6 protein-coding genes and 1 pseudogene are annotated in these 6,023 nt (G+C 55.8%); all 7 read right to left on the bottom strand.

The genetic code is table 11. The features are described 5' to 3' along the window. Positions 1-197: pseudogene (locus tag Q0239_RS13140) on the bottom strand (CpaF family protein); the annotation flags it as partial. Between the two features lie 2 nt (positions 198-199). Beyond that, complete coding sequence (locus Q0239_RS13145) at positions 200-1,393, bottom strand: AAA family ATPase (RefSeq protein ID WP_298603595.1); 1,194 nt, start codon at positions 1,391-1,393, stop codon at positions 200-202. 13 nt (positions 1,394-1,406) lie between these two features. Further along, complete coding sequence (locus Q0239_RS13150; protein ID WP_298603597.1) at positions 1,407-2,045, bottom strand: TadE/TadG family type IV pilus assembly protein; 639 nt, start codon at positions 2,043-2,045, stop codon at positions 1,407-1,409. Next, positions 2,042-2,542: a TadE/TadG family type IV pilus assembly protein gene (locus Q0239_RS13155; RefSeq protein WP_298603599.1), complete on the bottom strand. Its 501-nt coding sequence runs from the start codon at positions 2,540-2,542 to the stop codon at positions 2,042-2,044. The genes Q0239_RS13150 and Q0239_RS13155 overlap by 4 nt, the downstream gene beginning before the upstream one ends. 3 nt (positions 2,543-2,545) lie before the next feature. Beyond that, positions 2,546-4,153, bottom strand: a complete 1,608-nt coding sequence (locus Q0239_RS13160) for a pilus assembly protein TadG-related protein (RefSeq protein ID WP_298603601.1) — start codon at positions 4,151-4,153, stop codon at positions 2,546-2,548. 25 nt (positions 4,154-4,178) lie between these two features. Beyond that, the gene (locus Q0239_RS13165) at positions 4,179-4,457 is read right to left on the bottom strand and encodes a hypothetical protein (RefSeq protein WP_298603603.1); all 279 of its coding nucleotides are present in this window, start codon (positions 4,455-4,457) and stop codon (positions 4,179-4,181) included. Further along, on the bottom strand, positions 4,447-5,898 hold the full coding sequence (locus Q0239_RS13170) for a type II and III secretion system protein family protein (protein WP_298603605.1): 1,452 nt from the start codon (positions 5,896-5,898) through the stop codon (positions 4,447-4,449). Before Q0239_RS13170 ends, Q0239_RS13165 begins: the two co-directional genes overlap by 11 nt. Between the last annotated feature and the right edge of the window lie 125 nt (positions 5,899-6,023).

Consider the following 6,023-nt stretch of genomic DNA (forward strand, 5'->3'; position numbering starts at 1 on the left):
CCGATCTCGGTTTCGATCTGCGGCCTGGTCATCGTTTCCAGCGCGGACAGATTGATCAGATCGATCAGGCGACGGTGCAGCTCAACCTTAAGATCGATATAGTCTGTGTCTGCTGCGTGACGTTCCAGCGCCTTTTTCGCGCTTTCACTCGCGGTAGAGTTGGTATCCAGAACATCGGCTTTTCGTATCTGCCACATATTCAGGCGTCCGTTTCTTTCGTGAGCAGTGGCAGCATCGCGGCAATGTCAGTCCCGATTTTGCTGCGTGCCCGGATGGCATTAATCAGCACACCTTGATCATGTGCGGCACGAACCAGCGGATAATCATTGTGGATGCTATATTCGATCGGATGCCCAAGCGCGTGCGAGGCGTCATCGAGATTTATTGTGCGGAACATCCGCTTTTCTACCCGGTTGGCGATGACGTGGATATTGTCGTGGTTGATATCCTGATTGGCGAGCAATTGTAGCTGGCGCTTTGCCTGGCGCAGGCTGGCCACAGACAATTCGGCCACCAAAAATACGACGTCCGACAAAGCAACGAGTGACAAGGTCCAGTTCGTCCAGTTCGACGGCAGGTCGAGGATAACATGATCATATTCTTCACGCGCCAGTTCGATGATGCGTAGCATTTGTTCCGAATTGGCAGCTTCCAGCGGCATGATATCGATGGGGGCAGGAATCACGTGCAGGCCATTTTCACTTTTCGACACGACCGAACGGAGCAGTTCGCGATCGATACGGGCTCCCGCTGCAATCAGATCGGCAATTGAAAGCTGGGACGAAAGCCCCAGATAAGCGCCCGCGTCACCAAATTGCAGATCAAGATCGATCAGGCATACACCTTTGCCACGATTGCTCTGCGCCAGTTCGCCGGCAAGGTGTGTGGCAACGGTCGTGGCACCCACGCCGCCAATACTTTTGAGCACTGAGATCAGCTGCCCCTGCTGTACTTCAGCAGCGCGGCTGGCATCGAGTTCTGCGCAGATTTCGGCGATGATCGATGCCAGTTCCGATTGTGCCAAAGGCAGTGCGACGACGTCGCGCACACCCTGCTTCAGAAGCATCCGGACCAGAGTCAGATTTGAATCGCGGATTGCGGCGATGATCGGAAGATCGGGATGAGAGGCCCTAATCTTTTTCAGCCGATCAAGCGATTTGGGCATGTCCGGGCGGATTTCGAGAATCAGGATTGTGGCTGCGTCCAATTGGGCTTCGTCGACGCGCGCGTCGGGTGCCATTGTTGCTAGCAGGACCTGCGCTTGCCCAATTGCCACATCGTCAAATTGGGCACTCGTCATTTCGGCTTCGGAAAGGACCAGCAAAACAGAACGCGATTTCAGGTCCAAAACCCAATCCTCCGAAGTGAAAGTTATATATTCAGAAACGCCCATCTAAAGTTCCATCCTAATTCGAATAGGTGCCTTGGCCATCTTCCATGGTCAGCGAATAGCTGAACGGACCAATGGTGAAAGCCGCTCCTAAAATCTGTGTCGTCAAAGGCTTAAACTGAAGGCCAGTGACGGTAATCGTAACCAGTGGCGCTACATCCATACCCGTAGGATCGCCCGCATAGCCCAGACCGGAATTACTATATCGTATCTGCACCTGCGTTGGCAAAATATCCGGTTTGAACAAGCGCATACGGTTTACAATATTGCCAAAGGCAGTTGCGTTGGACGTCGTCGGTATGGCGTTCGTACAGCTGCTGGCAGTGGGAAAAGTGCAATTGACCGTAGGCGCTGCAACCGTACCGCCGCCTTGGCAAGTCATTCCGGGAAACTGGGCTGTAGATATCTGGGTGCCCTGTGTAACGCTGCAGCTTTGGGCGAAGCTGTAACCTGCAAGCCCTGATGGAACTGCATCCGTTGCCACAGCATATCGGACGCCCATCTGTGTGGCTTTTTCGGCTTCGTTATAAGTCCACATATAGCGCCCGACATCGATGATGCCGACGAGAAAGAGCAGGGCCACGGGTAAAACCAGCGCAAATTCCGCAGCGGGGCCACCGGCTTCATCATGTGCAAGGCGAGAGAGCAGCCTCATAGTCCCATCACCGCAGCTTGCGCTTGCGCTCTCAAATTGAGACCTGTCGTGTTAAACCCAAGATTCTGCAGGATAGATCTGTAGGGAACCGTTGTAGACACGGTTACGCGTGGTGCATTTGCCAAACCATCATAAATGCCCGTGTTGAGAGCGGTGGTCGGACAATCCACGCTGACTGTAACATGAGTGTTTGCCCAACCATATACCTTCGCGGCACCGGTTCCATCGACGGTTCCTGTCCTGGTGAGGTTTTTGATCTGGGTTTCCAAAGTCGTGTCCGCAAGGGTGGCAGTACCGCAAGCAAATTTCGCGAACGGCTGTCGTCCGGCAAAGCGTGCGCCATCGCGAACGGCCTTGACCACCCTATGTTCGTTCCAGAAAAAATTGCCCATTTCGAAAGAACCGAACATAAGTATCGAAAGCAGCGGAACCAGCAGCGCCATTTCGGCCGCTGCGGCGCCACTATTTTCAGTACGGATCAGAAAGAGCGAACGCATGGCTCATTCCACCAGATACGGCACATCACGGCGAACCGTCTGATTGCCAAAAACACCGGCGCCCGCAACGGTCGATTTGCCGATGATTTCCATGTAGATGGCATCTTTGAACGCATTCCAGCGCAAACTATCGTCACTGGAGGGCTCGACCAGAAAGACATCGACCCATTCGTCGATTACGACCGGTTGCGAGGCACCATTCAAACTGGCGCAGTTGCTGACAACGGCTACCGTGAGTATTCGCCGATTAACGTCACCAGCAGGTGTGCCGCAGGTTGGTGCGCCGCCGGTCGGCATGTTGCCGGCGAGTTCCCACAAATAGGTCTGATAGCGGGTGATCGTCTCCCAACCTGTGGGCTTGTTTGCGTTATGATATTTGGTGAAATAATCCTGTCGCGCCCATTCGCCATTGCCGAAACGCCCGTTGCCGCCGGGGCAGAAGCCCAGGGTCGTAGAGCCAGTGTTGAAGCTGGTGTAATGGCAATTGTCGCGTGGCAGCCCCATCGCAGCAACCGCATTGGTATTGGAATGTAGCAATGTGGTCGGGTTGTAAGCCCCGCCTGGATTGACAGGCTTGAACTCGCTGCCGCTCTGCGGCAGGCGGAAACCGTTTCCGCCATTTCCGTTGCTGCGATTAATCTTGCAGCTGTTGCCGGATTTCACATGGTCCATGCGTACATTGGGAGCAGGTGGGCAATCGCCGCCTTCGCAGGTTGAGAGCACATTGCCGCCGCCATTATTGTTAAAATCGTATATCCCGAATCTGGTGTTGATTGCGTCGTACAATCCTTGCGGATTTCCGGTGCTAACCCTGTTTTCATCGATTTGGACGCAATCGGTGGGGGGATTCACATAAGCGAGCGCCCTTAACAGAGCTGCATTGCGGTTATTGGCGTCGGGATCGTTCACCTGCAAGAATCCGAAGTCGCCCGGAGCCCAAGTATTGTTGCTGCCGGTTCCCGGGGTTCCGCCCTGATTGGCGTTATTCTTATTACTGCCGCTACCCGGGCTGTGGCCGGTTGCAACAACACCCTGACCGACTCTGCCATTGGCATTGAAAGGTACAGAAGGATCCGGGCTGCAGATCATGATCGGCGGGACTTTGCAAACCGAGGATCCGAGCCCAGCCATAGCGGTTGCATCGATTGCGCCGGAATTGAAAACGCCGACAATCGGGGTCAGCGCATAGCGCGCGGTGCGGGCGTTGACCGTAACTTCGACAAAACGGGCATTGGCATCGGTGGTCGCCGCCGTTGTCTTTGCCTTGTTTTGCCAGAATTTGATTTTGCCGGTGGCGTCGCACGTCGCCTCACCGGTGACCGTGATGTCGGGGGTTCCGCCCACATTGGAATAGACGGTCCGGTTGGCGAGATGCGAAACCGCAGTGGCAGATGCGCGGGAACAGGCCCCTGCTTTTCCGTCCAATTGTGTTACAGAGGCGAGCGCTGCCTGATCCGCTGCATTTTGCAGCTCTGTATCCATTGCAGCCAAACGGGCATAATCAAAGGCGATGCCACCGATCGCGACCAGCGCAGGTAAAGCCAAGGCGTAAACGGAGGCGACAGCCCCGCTTTCTTCACGCCAAAGTCTCTTCCCTATCGACCGTATCACCGTCCATCTCCTAACGTCTTACGCCTTAATTGCCACCTGAAGAGCTGCCACCCGAACTGGAAATTCCGCTGGTTGTCTTCTCAGCGACGGGTTGTTTCACAGCGCCTTTGCGATACCGTTCCTGAGCAGCCATCGTTTGATCGCCACTTGCGGTCATGGCTTCGGCATATTGTGGCTCAGGTTCCACGATCTGCGCGGCATAATTGGCACGTGTGGCATCGCCAAGACCTGTATCATTCGGCGTGCAGCCCGAAAGCAGCGCGAGAGCCAGCGCAGAGCAAAGCATTTTACGATCAATAGTCATAATCGGCGCCTTCCGTCTTGGGTGCCTCTGGCGGGGGTGCATCGGGATCAAGCGGATTGATGCCCACTGCCTTGTCGGTGCGTCCCATCAGGAACAGATCGAGTTCATTGGGGTTCTGCACCCGATCGGTTGGCAGCGCCACTGGAGCACCAGCCTTGATCGGCTGCACCAGACGCGGGGTCACAACGATAACCAGTTCGGTCTCACCCTTCTGGAAACCCGACGAACGGAACAGAGAGCCGATGATGGGAATAGAACCCAAAAGCGGAACCTGTCGCACCGTTGTCTGGAAATCCTTTCGGATGAGGCCGGCGAGGGCAAAGCTTTCACCGTCGCGCAGTTCGAGCACTGTGTTGGCGCGCCGCGTTTGCAGGCCGGGAATGACAAGGCCGTTCACGGTGATTGAAGCAGTCGGATCAATCGAACTGACTTCCGGTTCAACCGCCAGATTGATGACGCCATCGGCAAGAACTGTCGGCGTAAAGGCAAGGCTGACGCCAAATGGCTTGAATTCGACGGTGATGCTGCCCGTATTGCCACCGCCTCCGCCGCTCCCACTGTTGTTGCCTTGTGCTACCGGAACAGGAAATTCACCGCCCGCCAGGAAGGACGCGGTTTCGCCTGAAAGCGCCACCAACGTCGGATTGGCGAGGGTCTTCACCAAACCCTTGCGCTCCAGCGCATCAAGCACAGCGTCGATGTTCAGCCCGGCAACGTCAAACGCCTTGCGAAACACGCCAAATGCACCGGTGATGGAATCGAGTCGGAGCACGCCATTACCTGTTGTCGCATCAGGAACCAGCCCCGCACCGTTGCCAATGGCTGCACCAAAAGTGCCACCATCGCTGAAGCCAAAGCCGCTCAAACCAATCTGCTTGCCTGTCTGGCGCGAAATTTCGGAGAAGCGCACCTCCAGCATCACCTGCTGGCTGGCACCGACCGACATCATGTTGATTACATTGTCACCGGCATAGCTTTTGGCGAGCTGGACAGCGCGGTCAATTGCCGGGCCATTTGAAACAATACCTGTCAGTATGACCGAATTGTTTGAAATCTTGGCACCGATGGGCTCGCCCGGGATTAGTTCCGAGAGTTGGCGGCGCAGAGACACGATGTCCGGACCAACGGCAATATCGACGACCGAGATGACATTATTTGCGTTGTCATAGACCGTCAGGCTGGTGGTGCCCATTTTCTTGCCGAGCACATAGAGCGAGCGATTGGTGATTGGCATGATGTCGGCGATCTCTTCGCTTCCAATCATCGCCTTGCCGAACGGTCGATCGACCGTCAGCACCTGGCTCTTGTTCAGTGGAACGTCGAGTTGGCCTGCGTGCAGCCCGGCATCTGAGGAACTCTGATAGCCCTGGGCCAATGCGGCGGGGGCGGCGGAGAGTGACAGTGCGAGAGCAGTGCCGAAGATGAAGCTTAGCTTTTTCATGCGCTCAATACCCCCTGTGGCGCGAAACATCGTAGGAAGAACTGGCCGTGCCGCGAACGATTTCCACCGACACGCTGTTCTTCGGCTTTGGCCGTGCAGCAACTGACCCACCGCGCGGCGCCCCC

Origin of the sequence: uncultured Sphingorhabdus sp. (assembly GCF_937872355.1) — a bacterium.
Taxonomy (GTDB): domain Bacteria; phylum Pseudomonadota; class Alphaproteobacteria; order Sphingomonadales; family Sphingomonadaceae; genus Sphingorhabdus_B.

Bases quoted from the DNA above. Each gene is read 5' to 3' on its own strand.
- Q0239_RS13145 (WP_298603595.1), bottom strand. From the start codon at position 1,393: ATGGGCGTTTCTGAATATATAACTTTCACTTCGGAGGATTGGGTTTTG.
- Q0239_RS13150 (WP_298603597.1), bottom strand. From the start codon at position 2,045: ATGAGGCTGCTCTCTCGCCTTGCACATGATGAAGCCGGTGGCCCCGCT.
- Q0239_RS13155 (WP_298603599.1), bottom strand. From the start codon at position 2,542: ATGCGTTCGCTCTTTCTGATCCGTACTGAAAATAGTGGCGCCGCAGCG.
- Q0239_RS13165 (WP_298603603.1), bottom strand. From the start codon at position 4,457: ATGACTATTGATCGTAAAATGCTTTGCTCTGCGCTGGCTCTCGCGCTG.
- Q0239_RS13170 (WP_298603605.1), bottom strand. From the start codon at position 5,898: ATGAAAAAGCTAAGCTTCATCTTCGGCACTGCTCTCGCACTGTCACTC.